General features: G+C 70.2%; 15 protein-coding genes. 5 read left to right on the top strand and 10 right to left on the bottom strand.

All coding sequences use genetic code 11. The features are described from left to right. Positions 1 to 19: 19 nt before the first annotated feature. The 3 genes from ACWDD9_RS18415 to ACWDD9_RS18405 are packed head-to-tail and all read right to left on the bottom strand — an operon-like array spanning position 20 to position 1,942. Positions 20 to 478 (bottom strand): arsenate reductase ArsC, encoded by a 459-nt coding sequence (locus tag ACWDD9_RS18415; RefSeq protein ID WP_449812053.1) that lies wholly within the window; start codon positions 476 to 478, stop codon positions 20 to 22. After that, the gene (gene arsB, locus ACWDD9_RS18410) at positions 471 to 1,565 is read right to left on the bottom strand and encodes an ACR3 family arsenite efflux transporter (protein ID WP_449812052.1); all 1,095 of its coding nucleotides are present in this window, start codon (positions 1,563 to 1,565) and stop codon (positions 471 to 473) included. Before arsB ends, ACWDD9_RS18415 begins: the two co-directional genes overlap by 8 nt. Continuing rightward, positions 1,562 to 1,942: an ArsR/SmtB family transcription factor gene (locus ACWDD9_RS18405; RefSeq protein WP_449812051.1), complete on the bottom strand. Its 381-nt coding sequence runs from the start codon at positions 1,940 to 1,942 to the stop codon at positions 1,562 to 1,564. Before ACWDD9_RS18405 ends, arsB begins: the two co-directional genes overlap by 4 nt. 88 nt (positions 1,943 to 2,030) lie before the next feature. Here ACWDD9_RS18405 and ACWDD9_RS18400 point away from each other — a divergent pair, with 88 nt between their 5' ends. The 3 genes from ACWDD9_RS18400 to ACWDD9_RS18390 all read left to right on the top strand — a co-directional run bounded on the left by ACWDD9_RS18400 (position 2,031) and on the right by ACWDD9_RS18390 (position 4,283). Then, positions 2,031 to 2,474 carry an ArsI/CadI family heavy metal resistance metalloenzyme gene (locus ACWDD9_RS18400; protein ID WP_449812050.1) on the top strand — a complete coding sequence of 148 codons (444 nt, stop codon included), beginning with the start codon at positions 2,031 to 2,033 and terminating at the stop codon, positions 2,472 to 2,474. A gap of 131 nt (positions 2,475 to 2,605) precedes the next feature. Continuing rightward, positions 2,606 to 3,268, top strand: a complete 663-nt coding sequence (locus ACWDD9_RS18395; RefSeq protein ID WP_449812049.1) for a ferredoxin — start codon at positions 2,606 to 2,608, stop codon at positions 3,266 to 3,268. A gap of 172 nt (positions 3,269 to 3,440) precedes the next feature. Further along, positions 3,441 to 4,283, top strand: coding sequence for a methyltransferase domain-containing protein (locus ACWDD9_RS18390; protein WP_449812048.1), 843 nt, complete (start codon positions 3,441 to 3,443; stop codon positions 4,281 to 4,283). A gap of 36 nt (positions 4,284 to 4,319) precedes the next feature. On the opposite strand, the gene ACWDD9_RS18385 is transcribed toward ACWDD9_RS18390, so the two are convergent. Next, a complete protein-coding gene (locus ACWDD9_RS18385; protein ID WP_053111985.1) occupies positions 4,320 to 4,586 on the bottom strand; it encodes a hypothetical protein in 267 nt (88 codons plus the stop codon). 213 nt (positions 4,587 to 4,799) lie between these two features. Here ACWDD9_RS18385 and ACWDD9_RS18380 point away from each other — a divergent pair, with 213 nt between their 5' ends. Continuing rightward, complete coding sequence (locus ACWDD9_RS18380; RefSeq protein WP_074004117.1) at positions 4,800 to 5,762, top strand: phosphatidylinositol-specific phospholipase C; 963 nt, start codon at positions 4,800 to 4,802, stop codon at positions 5,760 to 5,762. 240 nt (positions 5,763 to 6,002) lie between these two features. Beyond that, on the top strand, positions 6,003 to 7,301 hold the full coding sequence (locus ACWDD9_RS18375; RefSeq protein ID WP_449812047.1) for an alpha/beta hydrolase family protein: 1,299 nt from the start codon (positions 6,003 to 6,005) through the stop codon (positions 7,299 to 7,301). A gap of 58 nt (positions 7,302 to 7,359) precedes the next feature. Here ACWDD9_RS18375 and ACWDD9_RS18370 read toward each other — a convergent pair whose 3' ends face one another. The 6 genes from ACWDD9_RS18370 to ACWDD9_RS18345 form a co-directional block, all read right to left on the bottom strand. Continuing rightward, positions 7,360 to 7,608 (bottom strand): hypothetical protein, encoded by a 249-nt coding sequence (locus tag ACWDD9_RS18370; protein ID WP_449812046.1) that lies wholly within the window; start codon positions 7,606 to 7,608, stop codon positions 7,360 to 7,362. A 177-nt stretch (positions 7,609 to 7,785) separates the two neighbouring features. Beyond that, the gene (locus ACWDD9_RS18365; protein WP_387966556.1) at positions 7,786 to 8,298 is read right to left on the bottom strand and encodes a hypothetical protein; all 513 of its coding nucleotides are present in this window, start codon (positions 8,296 to 8,298) and stop codon (positions 7,786 to 7,788) included. A 479-nt stretch (positions 8,299 to 8,777) separates the two neighbouring features. After that, the gene (locus ACWDD9_RS18360; RefSeq protein WP_049650196.1) at positions 8,778 to 8,996 is read right to left on the bottom strand and encodes a hypothetical protein; all 219 of its coding nucleotides are present in this window, start codon (positions 8,994 to 8,996) and stop codon (positions 8,778 to 8,780) included. Between the two features lie 91 nt (positions 8,997 to 9,087). Beyond that, positions 9,088 to 9,768 carry a hypothetical protein gene (locus ACWDD9_RS18355; RefSeq protein ID WP_387966555.1) on the bottom strand — a complete coding sequence of 227 codons (681 nt, stop codon included), beginning with the start codon at positions 9,766 to 9,768 and terminating at the stop codon, positions 9,088 to 9,090. A gap of 562 nt (positions 9,769 to 10,330) precedes the next feature. After that, positions 10,331 to 10,762 carry a hypothetical protein gene (locus tag ACWDD9_RS18350; RefSeq protein ID WP_049650194.1) on the bottom strand — a complete coding sequence of 144 codons (432 nt, stop codon included), beginning with the start codon at positions 10,760 to 10,762 and terminating at the stop codon, positions 10,331 to 10,333. 276 nt (positions 10,763 to 11,038) lie between these two features. After that, entirely contained in the window at positions 11,039 to 17,995 is a 6,957-nt protein-coding gene (locus ACWDD9_RS18345; RefSeq protein ID WP_449812045.1) for an RHS repeat-associated core domain-containing protein, read from the bottom strand. Positions 17,996 to 18,590: the final 595 nt, after the last annotated feature.

Raw genomic sequence — 18,590 nt, 5'->3', positions numbered from 1 at the left:
ACGACGGTCACGTCCCCGTTCACGCCCCCGCCCCCACGCCCAGCTCGGCGAGAAGAGCGCGGACCCGCCGCTCGATCTCGTCACGGGTCGGGCGCACGGCGTCGACGCCCTGGCCGGCCGGGTCCGCCAACTGCCAGTCCAGGTAGCGCTTTCCGGGGAAGTACGGGCAGGCGTCGCCGCAGCCCATGGTGATCACCACGTCCGAGGCCCGGACCGCCTCGACGGTGAGGACCTTGGGCGTCTCGGCGGAGAGGTCGATCCCCACCTCGGCCATCGCCCGGACCACGGCCGGGTTGACGGTGTCGGCGGGCGCGGAGCCGGCCGACCGGACCTCGACCCGGTCGCCGCCGAGGTGGCTGAGGAAGGCGGCGGCCATCTGGGAACGGCCGGCGTTGTGCACGCAGACGAACAGCACGGACGGCTTGGACGGCCCGGACGGCAACACGGCTGCGGGCACGGGCGGCTGAGGCTCAGACACGGGCGGACCCTTCGACGGCGGTGGCGGGCTGGGGGAAGTAGCGGCGGGCGGCGAGGGCCACGTGGACGAGGCCGATGAGCACCGGCACCTCGATCAGCGGCCCGACGACTCCGGCGAGGGCCTGGCCGCTGGTGGCGCCGAAGGTGGCGATGGCGACGGCGATGGCCAGTTCGAAGTTGTTGCCCGCGGCGGTGAACGCCAGGGTGGTGGCGCGCGGGTGGTCCAGGCCCACCGCGCGGCCCAGCGCCAGGGAACCGGCCCACATGACGGCGAAGTACACCAGCAGCGGCAGCGCGATCCGGGCGACGTCGAGGGGCTGCGAGGTGATCGCACGGCCCTGGAGCGCGAACAGGACGACGATCGTGAACAGCAGCCCGTACAGCGCGAACGGGCCGATCCGCGGCAGCAGCCTGTTCTCGTACCAGGTGCGGCCGCGGGCCTTCTCGCCCAGGCGGCGGGTGAGGTAGCCGGCGGCGAGCGGGATGCCGAGGAAGACCAGCACGCTGCGGGCGATCTCCCAGGCCGACACGTCGAGCGCCGCCTGTTCCAGGCCGAGCCACCCGGGCAGCACGGACAGGTAGAACCACCCCAGCGCGCCGAACGCGACCACCTGGAAGACGGAGTTCAGGGCGACGAGCACGGCGGCGGCCTCCCGGTCGCCGCAGGCCAGGTCGTTCCAGATGATCACCATGGCGATGCAGCGGGCGAGGCCGACGATGATCAGCCCGGTGCGGTACTCCGGCAGGTCGGGCAGCAGCAGCCAGGCGAGGGCGAACATCACGGCGGGCCCGACCAGCCAGTTGAGCACCAGGGAGGGGATCAGCAGGCGGCGGTTCCGGGTGACGGTGTCGAGCCGGTCGTAGCGGACCTTGGCGAGCACCGGGTACATCATCACCAGCAGGCCGAGCGCGATCGGCAGCGAGACGCCGGTGACGGTCACCTTCGCGAGCGCGTCGCCCAGGCCCGGGACGAGCCGGCCGAGGCCGATGCCGAGGGCCATCGCGGCGAGGATCCAGAGCGCGAGGTAGCGGTCGACGAACGACAGCCGGCCGGCGACGGGGGCGGGCGCCCCGGTTGCGGCGCTCACTCGGCGGCTCCGAGCGGCGCCGGGCGGGTGAGGACGCCCGCGAGGCGGTCGGTGGTCTCGGGGACCAGCCGGTAGTACACCCAGGTGCCCCGGCGCTCGGAGTCGATCAGCCCGGCCTGCCGCAGCAGCTTCAGGTGGTGGGAGATCGTCGGCTGGGACAGGTCGAAGGCCGGGGTCAGGTCGCAGACGCACACCTCGCCGCCGGCGCCGGAGGCGATCATCGACAGCAGCCGCAGCCGCACCGGATCGCCCAGGGCCTTGAACAGCGGCGCCAGTTCGGCGGCCTGCCCTTCGTCCAGCGGGGCGCTCAGCAGCCCGGGGCAGCAGCCGTCCGCGCCGTCGTCCTGGCCCAGCACTCGGAGTTCCTGTTTCGACATGCTTCTATATTGACGAACGCCGATCCAGTCCGCAAGCTTGCATCGACGGATATCAATCCAGGCTCGATCCAGCCTGTTGGAGGCCACCATGTCCCGTGTCCAGCTCGCCCTGCGCGTCGCCGACCTCGAAGGCTCCATCGCCTTCTACGCCAAGCTCTTCGGCACCGAGCCCGCCAAGCGCCGCCCCGGCTACGCGAACTTCGCCATCACCGAGCCCCCGCTGAAGCTCGTCCTCATCGAGGGCGAGCCGGGCGAGGACACCCGCCTGGACCACCTCGGCGTCGAGGTCGCCTCCACCGAGCAGGTCACCGCCGCCACCACCCGCCTCCGGGACGCCGGCCTCGCCGCCTTCGAGGAGAACGACACCTCCTGCTGCTACGCCGTCCAGGACAAGGTCTGGGTGACCGCCCCCGGCAAGGAGCCCTGGGAGGTCTACGTGGTCAAGGCCGACGCCGACACCCTCGGCAAGAGCGCCGCCGGCGCCCCCGAGGCCTGCTGCACGGGCACCGCCACCGGCGAGCCGTCCGCCTGAGCCGGCGTGCGCGGGAAGTCGGCCCGGCCGACTTCCCGCGCACCGGAGCCGCCAGGGCGCGTCCGACGCCGAATGAGGCGGCCGCCACTTCACCGAGGCCCTTCGCCCGAGCAGGTCCTAGGCTGGGCCGCATGAGAAAGACGCAGGTGGGCGGGGTGATCGGCCGGTGGATCCGGTCGCTGAACCGGGGGCAGGAGCTCTCGCACGAGGCGGCGCTGCGGCAGGCCGCAGCCCGGATGCGCGGGCGGCTGCTCCTCCACCCGGTGGAGGGGCCGTGGCAGGAGCTCGCCTACTGGGACCCGCTGCCGACCGCCCGGGAGATGGCCGACTCGGTGGGCCGCGGCCGTTGGGAGCAGCGCGGTTGGCTGAACGTGCCCGGCCCGTTCTACGCCGGCGAGACCGACAGCGGGCTGAACGGCCCGTACTACCTCCCCGAGCACGTGCTCTCCGACGACAGGCACTGCGAGTTCGTCCACCGCCAGCCCGTCAACCCGCGTGAAGTGGCCGCCCTGGTCGAGATCGCCCACGACGAGCCCCTGGGCGGCTACGCCTGGGACGGCGACCGGCACTGGACCCCGCAGGCGGTACGCGACTGGTGGGCCCGCCGGGACGAGGTCCGCGCCTGGATCACGGACGAACTGCGACTGGGCGACGACAGCCGGAACGAACCGGACGCCCTGCGCCAGTACGCCGCCTACCTGGACGACGGGCTGGAGGCCTACCTGCGCGGCTACCTGTTCTGGCTCACCGAGCACCGCGAACCCCGCGTCGGCGAGGCACTGCCGGAACTCTGACCCGCGGCGGCGGGCACGAGGAGCGGAAAGCCGGCCGGACCCGCCATACCAGGGCCCCTGCCGGTCGGCAGGGGGCGGACCGCCGTCCCGGACGAGCCGTGCCGTGCCGTGCCGCGAGGAGCACGGGCGGGATGTCGCCGATGGACCGTCATGTCCGTTTAGGGTGGCGCCCATGACCGACCCGCGCCCCACCTCGGCCTTCCACCGCGCCAACGCCGACCCGGCGAAAACCGACCGCTTGGTCGCCGCGCTGGACGCCCAGGCCGCCAACCCCGGGGTACGGCGCCTGCGCGCGTGGGCGCACGAGCGGCTCGCCGTACGCCCTGGCGAGCGCGCGCTGGACGTCGGCGCCGGCACCGGTTCGGAGACCCGGGTGCTCGCGGCGGCGGTCAGCCCGGAGGGCGGTGCGGCCGGCGGCAGCACGGGAAGCGCGATCGGCGTCGAACCGCACCCCGGTCTGCGGGCCGTCGCCGAGCGGCGCACCACCGAGGCCGGCAGCCCGGCCCGCTTCCTGGACGGCGACGCGCAGGCGCTGCCGCTGCCCGACGGCGAGCTGGACGCGGTCTGGTGCGAGCGCGTTCTCCAGCACCTCACCGACCCGGCGAAGGCCGTCGCCGAGATGGCCCGGGTGCTGCGCCCGGGCGGCCGGGTCGCGCTGCTGGACACCGACTGGTCGACCTTCCTGCTGCACCCGGTGGCCCCGGACGTCCGTCCCGCGCTGGCCGCCGTCGTCCAGGGCGCCGCCGCCCAGCCGGAGGCCGGGCGCAGCCTCGCGGGCTGGCTGGTCGAGGCCGGGCTGACCGTCGACACCCTCGGCGCCGACGTCCTCCTGCACGACCCCCACACGGTCGGCGGACCGATCCTCCGCGGTCTCGGCGCGGCGGCCGTCGGCCGGGGCCTGCTCACCGAGGAGCAGTGCGAACGGCTCTACGCCGACCTCGACGCGGCCGCCGGGCACGGGGCGTTCCACCTGTCGGTGACGATGTTCGCCGCGATCGCCCACCGGCCCCGCTGACCGGCCGCTCGAATGTTCTCCTGATCCTCAGGGCCCTCAAAGCCGGTGCAGCGCCGCCTCGCAGAGCCGGCACCGCTGCTGCTCCAGCTCGGGCGGGTACCACGGCTCGCCCGGCCGGGCGGGGCGGTAGTGGGCGTGCTCCATCGGCGCGGTGTCCAGCCCACAGAGGGTGCGCGCCTGCGGGTCCTCCGGGACGTCCGGGTCCTGGCCGGCGGCGTGCACCGCGACCACGCCCGGCCCGACGCCCTCGGGGCCGAGGGCCTGGTCCGGGGCCAGTTCGAAGAGGACGACGATCGCAGCCACGGTCCCACCGTGGCGGGCGGCGGCCGTCCGCGCATTTCGATCTTCACCCCGCCGGGGCCGTCCGGCCCCGGATTGCCGGCGTCGTGAACCTGCCAAGGCAGTGGCCGCGTGCTCCAAGATGACAAGCGCACCACTCGCACGCCTCGCACGACTCGTACGACCGACCGGACCAACCGGACGACTCCGGACCGACTGGACCCAAGGAGCCGCACCATGGGCATCGCACGTCGTGAACTCCTCAGCTGGGGCGCGGGATTCGGCGCCGCCGCCCTCGGAGGCCTCGCCCTCCCGGGCAGCGCCTCGGCCTCCCCCTCCGCCGCCGCCTCGACCACCCCGCGCGGGCTGCCGACCGACAGCTGGATGAGCCGCCTGAACGGCAGCACCTCCCTCCTGGACCTCACCATCCCCGGCACCCACGACTCCTGCTGCGAGAACCCCGCCTACGGCACCGAGTGGTCGCACACCCAGAACTGGGGCCTGCCCCAGCAGTTGACCGAGGGCGTCCGCTTCCTCGACATCCGCTGCAACGGCCTCCAGGGCGCGCCCGACGAACTCGGGATCTACCACTCGGACAACTACCAGCACCTCCGGCTCCAGGACGTGCTCGACCAGTGCCGTTCCTTCCTCCGCTCGCACCCCGGCGAGACCGTCCTGATGCGCCTGCGCAACGAGCGCGCCGGCGGCCAGGCGCTCGACGACACCGAGTTCATGCGGCGGATCAACCACTACCTCGACGGGCTCGGCTACCGCGGCCTGTTCCACTTCTACGGCTGGCCGACCCTCGCCACCGCCCGGGGGAAGGTCGTCCTGATCGCCGACTTCACCAACCCGTGGGGCCTGATCGACTGGTCCAGCGGCGAGAACGGCTACTTCGACACCCAGGACCTCTGGCAGACCGGCGGCACCGACCCCCTGGGGACCAAGGGCCAGCGCATCGTCGCCCAGTTCGACAAGGCCTTCCTCAACCCGGGCTACTCGAAGATGTTCGTCAACTTCCTCTCGTACGCCGGTGGTTACTGGCCCAAGACCAGCTCTCAGACCTTGATGGACCGCAGCATCTACCCGTACCTGAACGCCCGCACCCAGCAGCGCGCCCGGTTCGGCATCGTGCCGATGGACTTCCCGGACTTCCACGTCAACGTGCTGCAGATGCTGATCGACAAGAACTTCGTCTAGGCACATCGGCAACGGCACCATCCCTCTCGGCACCATCCGCCTCGGCCCCCTCGGCCCCCTCCCGCACCCGAGGGGGCCGAGACGTCGACCGCACGCCCTCGGGGCCGCCCTTCGCGAGACCCCGCGCACGCCCGTTCCGCATCAGCCCGGGGATGTAAACCCGTGGGCCAATGCCGGGTGACAGATCATCAATCCGCAGGCCGATGCCGCCCCCGCGCCCCACGTGACAGCGTTCCGCGCATGGACACCACGCCGATGGACACGACGCCGACGGGCACCACGCCGATGGACAGCACGCCGACCGCCCGCCCCACCGGACCGAGCCGCCGCCGCATGCTCGGCGCCGCCCTCGCACTGGGCGCCGTCGCGCCGCTGGGCCTCGCCCACGCCGCCTCGGCCGCCCCCGCCTCCACCCCCACTTCCCCCACGGGCACCGGCACCGGCCCCGGCTCCCTCGGCCGCCTCACCCTGCCCGCGCCCACTGGCCCCTTCCCCGTGGGCATGGTGCCGCTACACCTGCGCGACGAGTCCCGGCTCGACCCGAACGCCCGGCCCGGAAAGTTCCGCGAGCTGATGGCCACCGTCTGGTACCCGGCCCGGGCCTCGGCCGCCGACGCGTACCCGCTCGCCCCCTGGATGACCGACGGCGCCCTGAAGGCCTTCCTCGACGACGCCGGCTTCCCCCTCCCCCTCTCACTCGCCCCGCTCACCGCCGGCCACCAGGGCGCCCCCGTCCACCGGGCCGGCCGGCCGCTGCCCGTCGTCGTCTACTCGCACGGCGCGGGCAGCCACCGCGCCGACCACACCATCGTGGTCCAGGAGTTGGCCAGCCACGGCTTCGCCGTCGTCACCGTCGACCACACCCACGACGGATTCACCGAGTTCCCCGACGGCACCGTCGTCACCCGGGACGGCGTGGCCCCGGGGCTGGCCCCCAAGGACTACGCCGCCGACCTGCTCTTCCTCCTCGACCGCGTCGTCGACCTCGCCAACGGCCGCAACCCCGACGTCGACGGCCGCACCCTGCCGACCGGCCTGCTCGGCAACCTGGACGCGCGGAACATGGGCGCCTTCGGCTGGTCCAAGGGCGGCACCGCCGTCGGCCTCGCCATGGTCGCCGACCAGCGCATCCGCGCCGGGCTCACCCTGGACGGGCGGATGGAGTCGAACCCCGCCATCACCACCGACATCGACCGGCCGTTCATGATGATGACCGCCCGCTACACCCGGGCCACCAGCCCGTTCATCGAGACCTTCTGGGGCCACCTGCGCGGCTGGCGCCTCGACGTCCAGGCCACCGGCGCCATCCACAGCTCCTACGGCGACAACATGACGCTGATCCCGCAGGCGGGCAAGCTGCTCGGCATGACCGAGCAGGAGATCCAGTCCCAGGTCGGCACCCTCGACCCCGACCGCGGCGTCCTCGTCCAGCAGGCCTACCCGCGCGCCTTCTTCGACCTCCACCTGCGGGGCCGGCACTGCGGCAACCTGCTCGACGGACCGTCGACGGCCTTCCCGGAGGTCGTCTACCACCCGTAGCCCCGGTACGGCGGGCGGCCGTCACGGGGGTACGGCCGCCCGCAAGGCCCGCAGACGCTCAACTCCCCTCCCTGATCTTCGGGTTGACCGCGCAGAAGTAGACCCGGCCAGTCTGCTTGTCGAAGGAGAAGCTCCCCGAGTACTGGGTCCGGGTGACCGACTCGTCGAAGGCCCTGCTGTGGAGCCACCTGGTCGGGTCACCCACCTCGACGGCGATCTCCTCCAGGACACCGCAACCGATGGAGACCTCCTCCCACGTCCCGTTCGCCGTGATCTCCGCCAGCGTCGCCGACTCGACCCGTGCCACCCCTTGCATACTCACGTCGGTCGGCCCGGGAACCCACGTCACGGAGTTCTGCGTCAGCACCCGACCGACCCACATCGCCGCCGACAGCGAACCCAGCTGCGGGAAACGGCGCTTCAGCAGTTCGGCGTCGGCCAGGCAGAATCCGCCCGTACAGCGGGCCCGAGGGCGGCCAGCCCCTCAGCACTGCACGACACGGCCCTTCTCGAAGCCGAGGTCGAGACGATCCTCGTCCGGCTTCCCGTCCCGCTGGACGGCCACCCGGTACTCCCCCTGGAGATTCCTCGGGATCGAGGCGGTGTAGACGGTGCGCCGGGCCCCGGCCAGGTCGACCGCGTACACCTGGCGGACCGGGAAATCCCGTCCCTGGCACGACAGACGGTCGATCGTCTCACCACTGGCCATCACCCGCACCACCCACGACGCCTCCCCGTCGCGTTCGCGCAGCCCCGGGTCCACGAAGACGCCGACGCCGGGAACCCGCCGCCCGGAGGTCTCCTCCACCGTCTCGCACCAACCCGCCATGACGCTCTCCGACGCGGCGCACAGACCCCCGGTCCGCTCCGCCTGCCAGATCAGCTCCGGCCCGTACCCGCCGTCGTACTCGACCAGCGTGAACCGATCACCCGCCGGCGCCGTCCCGTTCTCCTTCGCCGTCCGCAGGATCACCTGCTTCGAGCTCTCCGCAAACACCGGCCGGACCACGGGCGCCGACGTGACACCCTTGCCCGCCACCCCTCCGGCCCCACCCCCGCTGCACGCACTGGCAGCACACACCAGACCCACGAGAACAGCGCTCACCCTCATGGAACGTCCCACCACGTGACTCATCCCCCCATACGCATTGCTCAAGACTTCGCCATGGCACCGCCGACCGGACGGCCCCAGTCTTCTCGGCCTGCCGGATCAGCGCCGGGCGAACTACGCTCTGACGATCAGCAGGAGGCCCGCCAGCAGGACAACCCCCTCCCGCGACTTCGGGAAGCCCCTCACAGCACGGTCACCTGTTCCTCCCCCGGCGGCCCGGGCCGGGACCGGCACCGCTTCGCCTCCGGATGAACGCCGTGGGCGTCCCACCCGATCATCGGATGGGACGCTCACGGATGACCCACCGTTCCACGTCAGCGGCCCGGAACGCACCCGGGATCGCCTCCGCGGCGGAACTCAGCGGCTCACTTGTTGAAGAAGAGCGACACGAGTATGCGTATGACCATGACGCTCGAGAGGACGGTGAACCCCCACCCCACGACCAGGTGGATGCCGGCTGGCCCGTCCTTGGAGGACCTCCCGGAGGGCTGCGTGAACCACTTCGAGAAACCTCGGTAGTCCGTGACCATGGCCACTCCGAGGAACAGGGGGATCAGGAACGCCAGAGCAACGAGGATGCGCACAAGGATCTCCCGGACGGTCCAGGGCGGTAGCGGCGGCAGGAACCCGACCCGCGGACCCTACCAAGCCCAGTCCGCTGCCTCGCCCGCCCGGTCAGCACCGCGCCGGGCCGGCGACCCGATCCATGTTGAGCGTCACGCGGTCCTCGGCCGGCTGCCCGTCCCGTCGGACGGCCACCCGGTACTCGCCCTGGAGTCCGCGCGGTATCGACACCGTGTAGACGGTGTGGAGCACGCCGTCGACCGTGACCTCGTACGCCCTCCGTGCCGGAAAGCTCCGCCCCTGGCACATGACCCGATCGACCGTCTCACCGCTGGACAGCAGCATGACCGACCACTTCCCCTCGTGGAGGGCGGCGCCGATGAAGGTTCCGACCCCCGGGTTCGGCCTCGCGGCGATGTCCGCGAGCGGAATACAGGGACCCGAGCTACGCGACGATCCCGAACAGACCGCGCCGGTCCCCTTCGCCCGCCAGATCAGCTCCGGGCCGTACCCGCTGTCGTACCGAACCTCCGTGGCCTCGCCACCGGCCGGAGCCCAGCCGTTCTCCGCGGCCGATCGCAGGATCCGCCGCCTCTCGACCTCCGAGAGCGTCGCCCCTTCCTCACCGAGCGGCCACGCGACCTCGGCCGCCACCCCACCGGACACGGCGCCCGCCGACGCCCCGCCGTGCCCACCGGACGCCCCAGTGCACGCACTGGCGCCACACAACAGCCCCACCAGAACCACCCGGAACACCATCGAATGCCCTATCACGCGAATCGCCTCCCCCACCGAAGACCGGTCTCCCGCTCATCCCACCGCGCGCGTCAGGATCCCGCCACGCGAGCCACCTCCCCTCCAGAAGCCAGGTCCTCGTGCCCATCAATCGTCACCAACCCCCTTCCGCCCCTGAACAAGTACGCAGGGACGCCCCACGCGACGAACGGATGGGAAGATTCCCGGAGACCGGTTCGACGCAGCTTCGTGATCCTCGGGCTATTGCCGATAGGACGGCCCTTGGCGGGCACCCATATCGACCAGCCTTAGCACGTCCCGACAAGCCCCGTCGCGGAGACCATCACGAGGGCGCCCAAGGCGTAGGGGATCGGCCAGCCCATCCCTGGTCCCGGAGTGACCGTCGCGACCCCGGCCAGCCAGGCCGGAAGTCCCCCGTGACACCGTCGTACAAGACGCCGATATCGGTAGGGCTGCGACCCGAGTCCCAGCCATCGCTCCAATACAGGGTTCGAAGGTCCCTCACAGACTCCGCCAGCTCAAGGGCCTCACCAAACACCGGTGGCGGGACAGCCCCGAAGGCCGCCCCGCCACCGTCACACATACCGACTACGTCGGCTCAGCACTGAACGGCGTAGCCCTTCTCCAGACCGAGGTCGAGCCGTTCTTCTTCCGACTGCCCGTCTCGCTGGACGGCCACCCGGTACTCACCTTGAAGACTCCTTGGGATGATGGCGGTGTAGACGGTGCGCTGGGCGCCGGCCAGGCTGATCGAGTACACCTGACGCACCGGGAAGTTCCTTCCCTGGCAGGAGAGATGGTCGATCGTCTCACCGCTGGCCATCACCTGCACTGCCCACCATGGATCCTCCTCGCGGTTGAACAGCCCGGAGTCTCCGAAGATGCCGACTCCGGGAACCCGTTCCTCGGCAATCTGCTTCTCAGTCTTGCATCTCCCGGACGCGACGACCTCCGATGCGATGCAGAGACCACCGGTCTCCTCCGGCTGCCAGATCAGCTGCGGGTCGTACCCGCCGTCGAACTCGATCACCGTAAACCGGTCACCCGCTGGTGCCGTCCCGTCCGCCTTCGCGGTACGAAGGATCAGCTTCTTGTAGCTCTCCGGGAAGGTGTGCTGAGCCGTAGCCGTCGATGCGGTCCCACCAGTGGCGACCGACCCGTCGCCTCCGGACGCCCCGGTGCACGCACTTACACCGCACAACAGACCTGCGAGGACAACACAGAATATCGCCGAACGTCCCGTCACATCACTCACCTCCCGTGGGCGAAAATTTGCGCCTGCTCGAACCGGAGACTCCATGGCCCATCAATTCCTACCTAGGACCAGCTCGGGCGAGGAGTCGAAGGTGACGCGGTTCCAGTTGAGCATCTCGTAGGTTGCCCAATCCTTCGTTGTCACACTGCCGTCCGAATGATAGTAGGTCGTCCGGTAGCTCCATTTCCGGAAAGACGGCGCGAACCCGTATTGTTGCCCCTTCTTGACCATCAGGTTCCGTGACTCGGTGGTCGTGTCCGCGTCGGTCGTCGCCTCGGACGTCTGGGTACTATCCTCCGTGCTGTCGTTCCAGTTGATTTCGCCGTCGACCTTGAGGACGCCATAGAAATCCGCCGATCCGGCGATCTTGCGCCCCTCCGACTTGCTCACCTTGCTCGCAAGCTGCTTGGTCCACTGCTTGGTCTTCGTTCTGCTGTCAACGAGCGCGAGCGGCCCGTCCGCATCCGCGGTCCGGATATCAGCCCCGACGTTCTTGTCAATGTAGTCCTCGTAGGTACTCTTCGTCGAGGTTGCGAGGACATCAGTGCCACCATCGGGCCGGTTCTTGCTCACGTCATAGGCACGGTCAGGCTTCGGCTTCTTGTTGTTCCTAGGCGAACCCAACGGCGGCGGGCTGTTGAGGTACTCTTCCAACCCCTGCTGCCGGTAGGCCTCTCCAGCCTTGTTGTCCGCAACAATCTTGTCGTAGTTCGGGCCCTGCCACTGCGTCTCCTCAGTGAGCTTGGTGCCCATGTTGGTGCACTTGGCGAAGCCGCTCGCGCACTCCTCCAACGCCATGCCGGTGGGGTCGGTCTTGTTGACCGGACTGTTGTTGCTGTAGGCGTAGGCGTTCCACTGCTGCGGGTCCTCGGGGAGGAGTAGCGGGTCGGGGTTGAGGAAGCGGCCGGTGCCCGGCTGGTACTGGCGGGCGCCGAGGTTGGTGAAGCCAGTGGTGTCGTCCTTGAGTCCGCCGACGTAGCCCTTGTCGCCGGCCCAGGAGTTGGCCGCGCCGGAGCCGCGCAGGACGCCGAACGGGTCGGTCCAGCGGCGGGTCTCGGCACTGGTGGCCGAGTCGATGGAGAGCGTGCCGGTGTTGTGGTGGTCGGTGAACTGGTAGGTGAGCTTGGTCGGGCCCTGGCGGACCAGGGTGACGCCGCCGGGCATGGTGTAGTAGCGGGTGCCGGTGCTGGTCTTGCTGCCGGTGTCGTAGACGAGTTCGTCTCCGCCGCCGAGGTTGACCGTGATCTTGCCCGGGTTGCGGCGGATCAGCTGGTTGCCGTCCGCGTCGTAGAGGTAGCCGGTGGTGGAGGTGCCCTGCTTCATCGAGGCGAGCTTGCCCTCGGCGTCCCAGGTCAGTTCCGTGCCGTTGGCCGCGTCCACGGCGTTCCAGGTGGAGGTGCCCCACTTGGACACCCAGCCCGGCGCGTAGACGATGAACTTGCCGTCGTCCTGGACGACCGCGAAGTACTTGCTGTTCGCCCCGATCCAGGTCTGCGAGGACCACAGCGGCACGCGCTGCGGGTCGTAGACCACGAAGTTGCCGTCGTCCTGCATGGTCGCCCAGGCACCCGGGTGGTTCTGGGTGTTGGTCGACCAGGTCACCAGGCCGGTGCGCAGCGAGGTCAGCACGAGGTTGCCGTCGGTCTGCATGGTCAGCTGAGTGGAGTTGGAGCGCACCGACTCACCGGAGTTGAGCACGAAGCCCGCGCCCAGCGTCTTGGTGGCGGCCGGGTTGGCGATCTTCGTGGTGTTCCCGGCCGCGTCGTACTGGTTGCTCCCGGGGGTGCTGCCGTTGTTCGGGAAGGTGGACTTCACCGTCGTCGGCGCGTGCGGACCGCCGGTGCCGCCGCCCGTGCCGGCCGCGGTGGTCGGCGTGTTGCGGGTGCCCGGGGCCGGGAAGGCCTGGTCGATCGTCAGGTCCTTCGAGACGTCGCCGGTCGGGTTGTGCATGACCAGCTTGGTCCGGTTGCCGACCGCGTCGTAGGTGTAGTCCTGCCAGTACGCCGCACTCCCGCCCACCGTGGTCTTCGCCGGAGCGACCGCACCATTGGTCGGCGTCGCGTTGGCGCACGCGCCCTGCCCGGCGAGCGACGGCGTCGGCTGGTTCAGCTTTCCCGTGTCCGACCAGGCCGAGGTCAGCCGGCCCAGGTAGTCGTGGGTGAAGCACTGGAGGTCGGTCGCGGCCGGAGTGTTGTTCGGGATCGTCCGGATCGCGGTGATCTGACCCGCCGGGTCGTACGCGTAGGTGGTGTTCTGGACGGTACCGGTGGTGGCGGTCTGCTTGTCGACGTACTGGGTCAGCACGCGCCCGGTCGGCTCGTCGTACGTGTTCGTCGCGACGATCTGCGTGCCCCACGGGTTCATCGTGGTACGGATGTTACGCCCGTAGGCATCCCAGTCCGCCTGCCGCAGATAGGTGTAACCGGCCCCACTGATGTCGTTGAGCTCGCCATAGGACTCGTAGTTGTAGTTGATCGACTCCTGCGCCAGGTCACCCGCCGCGGCGCGCCCGTCAGCGATGATGGAGCCACTGACAGGGTTGTACGCCGCCGTGTAGTCGAACGTCACCTGCCCGGTCTTGCCGACCTCGCTGCCCGGGATGGCGACGGTGGTCTTCGTCGGACGGTAGGCAGCGTCGAACTCGCCAACGGACTTGGTGTAAGCCGCGCCCCCGGCACCACCGACGTAGCGGGTCGAGGAACTGGCCTGCCCCTTGGCCATGGTGTCGTAGGTGAAGCCGGTCAGCTGGTTCGCCGGGTCCGTCGTGCCACTGAACGTACCCGTCTTGCGGCCGAGCAGGTCGTACGTCATCGCGATCGTCTGCCCACGCGCGTCCGTCGTGGTCGCGACCCGTCCGCCCGCGTCATACGTACGTGTCGACACACCGGAGTCCGGGTCGTCGTTCTTCACCAGGCGGCCGCGCTGGTCGTAGGCGAGGCTCCAGGTGTTGCCTGCGGCGTCCACCCGGGTCGCCGGCTGGCCGTTCGCGTTGTAGGTGTACGTGGTGACGTCGGCGTCGGCCGGGTTGCCGGTCGCCGTCGGTGTCCGGTACTGCCACAGCTGCGCGGTGCGGCCACGGGCGTCGGTCACGGTGCTGGTCGCGGTCGCGCCACTCGGCGGCGACACGTCGACCCGGTCCGCCCCCGGGTACGCCGTGGTGTTCGTGGTCTGCAGCGTGCCCAGCGCCACGAACTGCGTGCTCACCGCTCGCCCCAGGCCGTCGAACTGGATCACGCTCGCGCTCGGCACCTTCGCGCCTTCGGGGATCCACCGGGTGGTGTTCGGAGTGGTGGTGTCCTCGTAGTAGTTGTTGTACTTCCGGTTGACGCGCCCCTGCGAGTCGTAGAACGTGTCCGTGATCAGGCGGCCGTGGTAGGAGGAGACCGCGGGATCGCCCTGGGTCTGCACCAGGCGGCCCAGACCGTCCAGGATCTGCACCGACTTCCCGTACGTCTTGCCGTCCGGACGCAGCGAGTTCGTCGTTGTGGTGGACGGTGACGACGTGCCGTTGACGGCGTAGTCGTAGGTGGCGTTGGCGTTGCTCGCCGTGTCCTGTCCCGGAGCCCAGGCCGCCTTCAGTCGGCCCAGCCCGTCATAGGTCTTGGTCACGGTCCGGCCGTTGGGGTCGCTCGTGGTGAGCGCCAGACCGCGGGCCGGGTTCAACGTGACCGTGGTCGTGCGGGGCGTGCCCGCGTCGGGTGCACCGGCCGGGGCCGGGCTACCGGTGACCACCTTGGTGGGCAATTCGCCCGGACTCGCCGAACTGTACGCGGTCGTCACGGTCGCGCCGCCGGGGTTGGCCTTGTCGGTGACCGTCGGGTCCGTGGCGGCCGTGGTGCGGCCGTATGTGTCGTAGCCGGCCGTGGCCTTGAGGACGTACTGGGCCGCACCGTTGGCGTCGTAGTGGTCCAGTACCTGGGTTCCGGTGGCCTCGCCCTTGGCTCCGGCAGTGCCGAAGTCCTGGCCGTCGTAGAGCGTGCGGGTGTCGGAGATCGTGTTGGCCGGCGACGCGTTGACGGTGCAGGCGTTGGCGCCGGAGATCACGAAGACCTCGGAGACCAGACCGGTCATCTGCCGGTTCGCCGCAGCCGCGTAGCGGTAGCGGGTGCACACATCCGACGTGCCGTCGGCCGTGCTCAGCGAGGTGGTGACCCGGTTGTTGCTATCGGGGTCAGTGGTGGTCGCGGTCGAGGTGGTGCGAGTACCAGTCGTGGTCACTGCCGTGGTGGTCGAGGTGACCTTGGTCGCCTGGTACCGGGCCACCAGGTCCGGCAGTCCGGCCCGCGTGCGCGTGGCCTTCGCCACGGGGGCCTCATACGTGTTCACCGTGTACGAGAGCGGCGAAGCCGGGTCGGCGGACGCGTCCGCGTAGCTGTCCGTCTCCAGGATCTGACCGAACAGCCAGTCGGAGTCGGCCCGTCCGCCACTCTTCACGCCCGCGACGGAAGCGGCCTTGGCCTTGCCGTCCGCCTTGTAGTCGCCGTCCATGCCCTGGTAGTAGCTGGTCGTCGACTTCGACCGCGGCCCGTCCTTGCCGGAGCCGGTCACCGTGGTGACGCTGGCGTAGCCGCGGAACTGGTCCCAGGATCGGTAGTCCGATTCGACGAGCGCACTGTCGTTGCGGTGCCACGCGGCGGGACCGTACACGTAGGAGGTCGTCGTCGCCACCGCGCCGGTGATCAGCTTGGCGTTCGGGTCGGCGGTGACCGTCTCCACCGGGTACCGCAGGAACCAGTCGTCCACCGTCGTCTGCACTCCGGTGTCGAACCACTTCACCGGGAAGCAGCTCTTGTCGTTGCCGTCCGCCGAAGCCGGCATCCTCCCGGTCGTGCGCGAGCAGGACTCCTTGGCGTACGACACCAGGATCGTGCCGCCGGTCTCGGTGGTGATGACCGCCAGACGCGGGCGGTAGTACCGCGGACGCGCGGGCACAAGGCCGTCGACCCGGTTGGGCAGCAGCTCGTCGGCGAAGGTCATCTCCGGCAGCGCCTGCTCGGACTGGCCGTTGGCGGTGTCCTTGCCCGTGCGCTTCACCGACTGCAGCCAGGCGATCGGCGCGTTGTCCGTCGCGTTCGCCGGCGTCTTGAACACGTGCTTCAGGTCGTAGTGGTCCACCGGTCGGTACGTGCCGCCCGAACGGATCGTCGTCGTGATCCCGTTCAGCCACTTCGTCGACCAGTACGTCGGAAGGAAGTTGGTGCACGTCCCGGTGTCCTGGCACTGCTTGTCCAGCGGGGCGTCCGGCCAGTTCGCCGCGTTCGCCGCCGTGCGCTGCGAAGGGTCGCAGGCCTTGGCGTCGGCCAGGCAGCGCTCCCCCGACTCGAAGTCGATCTTCGCAGCCGCCTGGTACGTGCCCCCGGCGGCGAGCTGGTCGGACAACAGCTGCCCGTAGGCGATCGACAGGAGCACACCACCGCGGGTGTACGACGTGTTCGTGCCCTTCCCGCTGTTCTGGGCGCCGCCGCGCGCATACACGTTGGTCTCGGGCGTGTACGAGTAGGTGGTCAGGTTGCCGTGCGGGTCGACCACGTAGTCCAGGTTCCAGCGCCACGCCGTCTGGCACCAGGAGCCCTTGCCCTTCGCCGCGTCGTAGCACGGGTCACCGGCGTTCGGCGAGTACACCGGCGTCGTCCACGCGGACTTGCTCTCCGGGCCCACCTTGCTCGGCGAACCGTCGGCCGCCGGAAGCTGGTTGAGACCGAAGTAGTAGACCACTCCCGAGGTGTCCGTCACCTTCAGGTACGAGCCGTTCCAGGTGCCGTTGTTGGCGCCGGTCAGGAACTCGATCTTCGTCCCGTCGTCATTCTTCAGGTGCCAGGTGCACTTCGACTGCTCATCGACACCGTTACCGGCCGTGCAGGAGGGCTCCGGAACGAGCTCACCGGAGTGGCCGCCCAGCGACAGCGTCAGGTTCGCACCGCCCCAGCACTGGTCACCCGAGCCGGGGATGCCGGCCTTGTCGCACGTCCGGTAGCCCCGCTCGACGAATCCGGAACTCAGGTCCCAGCCGTCACCGATCCACGACGCCTGCGCGTTCGTCGATGCCGTCTTCCCGTCCACCGACGCCGAGTCGTAACCCAGCGCCAACGTGGGAGCGGCACCTCCGAGAGTCGACGGGGTCACGATCGGGTAGCTGTAGGTGAACGACCCCGAGCCGCTGCCCGCCGCCCACGCCTGGCTCGGCGACAGCGACGTCGCGCTGTAGGTGCCGGTCCCGCTGGAAGGAGCGGCGGTGAGTGCCAGCACCACCTGCGCGGGAGCGGCGGCCAGTGCCGGCGCACCCGCGGACTTGGCCTGAGCGCGCTGCCCCTCGGCCGAGCCGGTCGTGGTGGCGGGCAGGTCGATGTCCGCCACGAGTCGCTTGGCCTGCTCGTCGTAGTGCGAGGCGACCGGCGTACGCGCCTGGCAGCCGTCGGCGTCCGGCGTCGTCAACGCACACTCCGGCAGAACCGCCAACCCGGCCCTGTGCGCGAAGTCGCCACCGGAACCCAACGATCCCAGGTCGAGCCCGATCCGGACCTTCCCCGGCTGGGCCCCGTCGCCGCTCCGCGACAGCGCCACCAGTGTCGTCGGCGCACCCGCGTCCGGACCGGAGCCCGGCGCGGCCGCGAGCTTCACCTGCACGGGCGCGGCAGCAGCGGCGTCGCCGGCGCGGGCGACCGGAGCCACCCAGACCGGCAGGTCGCCCGCCTGCTTCGACGCGCCGACGACAGACTCCCGCCCGTCCGCCGCGCCGGCGTCCCGGTCGGTCGGCGTGTCCAGGGCGACCACCGCCGTGCCGTGCTTCGGCTGCGGCACGCTCTTCGGTGGCACCCAGTCCGGCGAGCCGGTGTTCGGCGAGGAAGCCTTGGACTTGTCCGTCGTCCCGGGCACCGAGGCCGTCCGCTGGAGCGGCGTGTTCGGCGGCGACCAGACCTTGCCCTTGCCCCCATCCGCGGGGGCCGCGACTGCGGTACCGAGCGGCGCGGCCAGCATGCTCAACACGGCGAAGGAACCCAGAATTGCCATTCGAGGCTTGCGCCACCGTGACGGGGAATCACCCCATCCGGATTCACCGGGTGGTCTTTCTACTTCGGAAGACACTTTTACCCCCCCAAGAAGAGTCCGCACCGCTGGTCGATGCGGACGGGATCTCGCAGGAGGGTAGGGGACAAACCATCCAATGGTCGAGCAAATTGAGGAAAGGCTGAGGATGTGATCGATATCACATTCGAGAAAATTGGCGGACGACCCACCAAATCGGACACGTCTGCAGAAATAAGAAGTTGACGATCCTTTGACCGGCAGCGGTAGTTTGCTGGGCGCCTCTGCACACATCCTCTGCAGAGTCAGATCCCGCCTGGTCAGGCTAGATCAGGACATCTCACGTGGGGGGACTTCACCATGCCTGCCGCTCCGCTCGGAGCCACCTCCGAAGCGCGCCGTTCCAGATATCCGTCACGGACCGCTGTCGCCACCGCAGTCGGCCTCGCCCTGGCGCTGACCTCGATCACACCGTTCGCCTTCGCTGACGGTCCATCGGCCACTGCCACCACCCCGGCCGACGCTCCGGCCGGGAGCCCCGCCGCCAGCCCCTCGGCCATCCCGCCGGAGCTCGCCGCGC

The organism is Kitasatospora sp. NPDC001119 (assembly GCF_053598475.1).
This window is presented reverse-complemented; position numbering and strand designations above follow the sequence as displayed.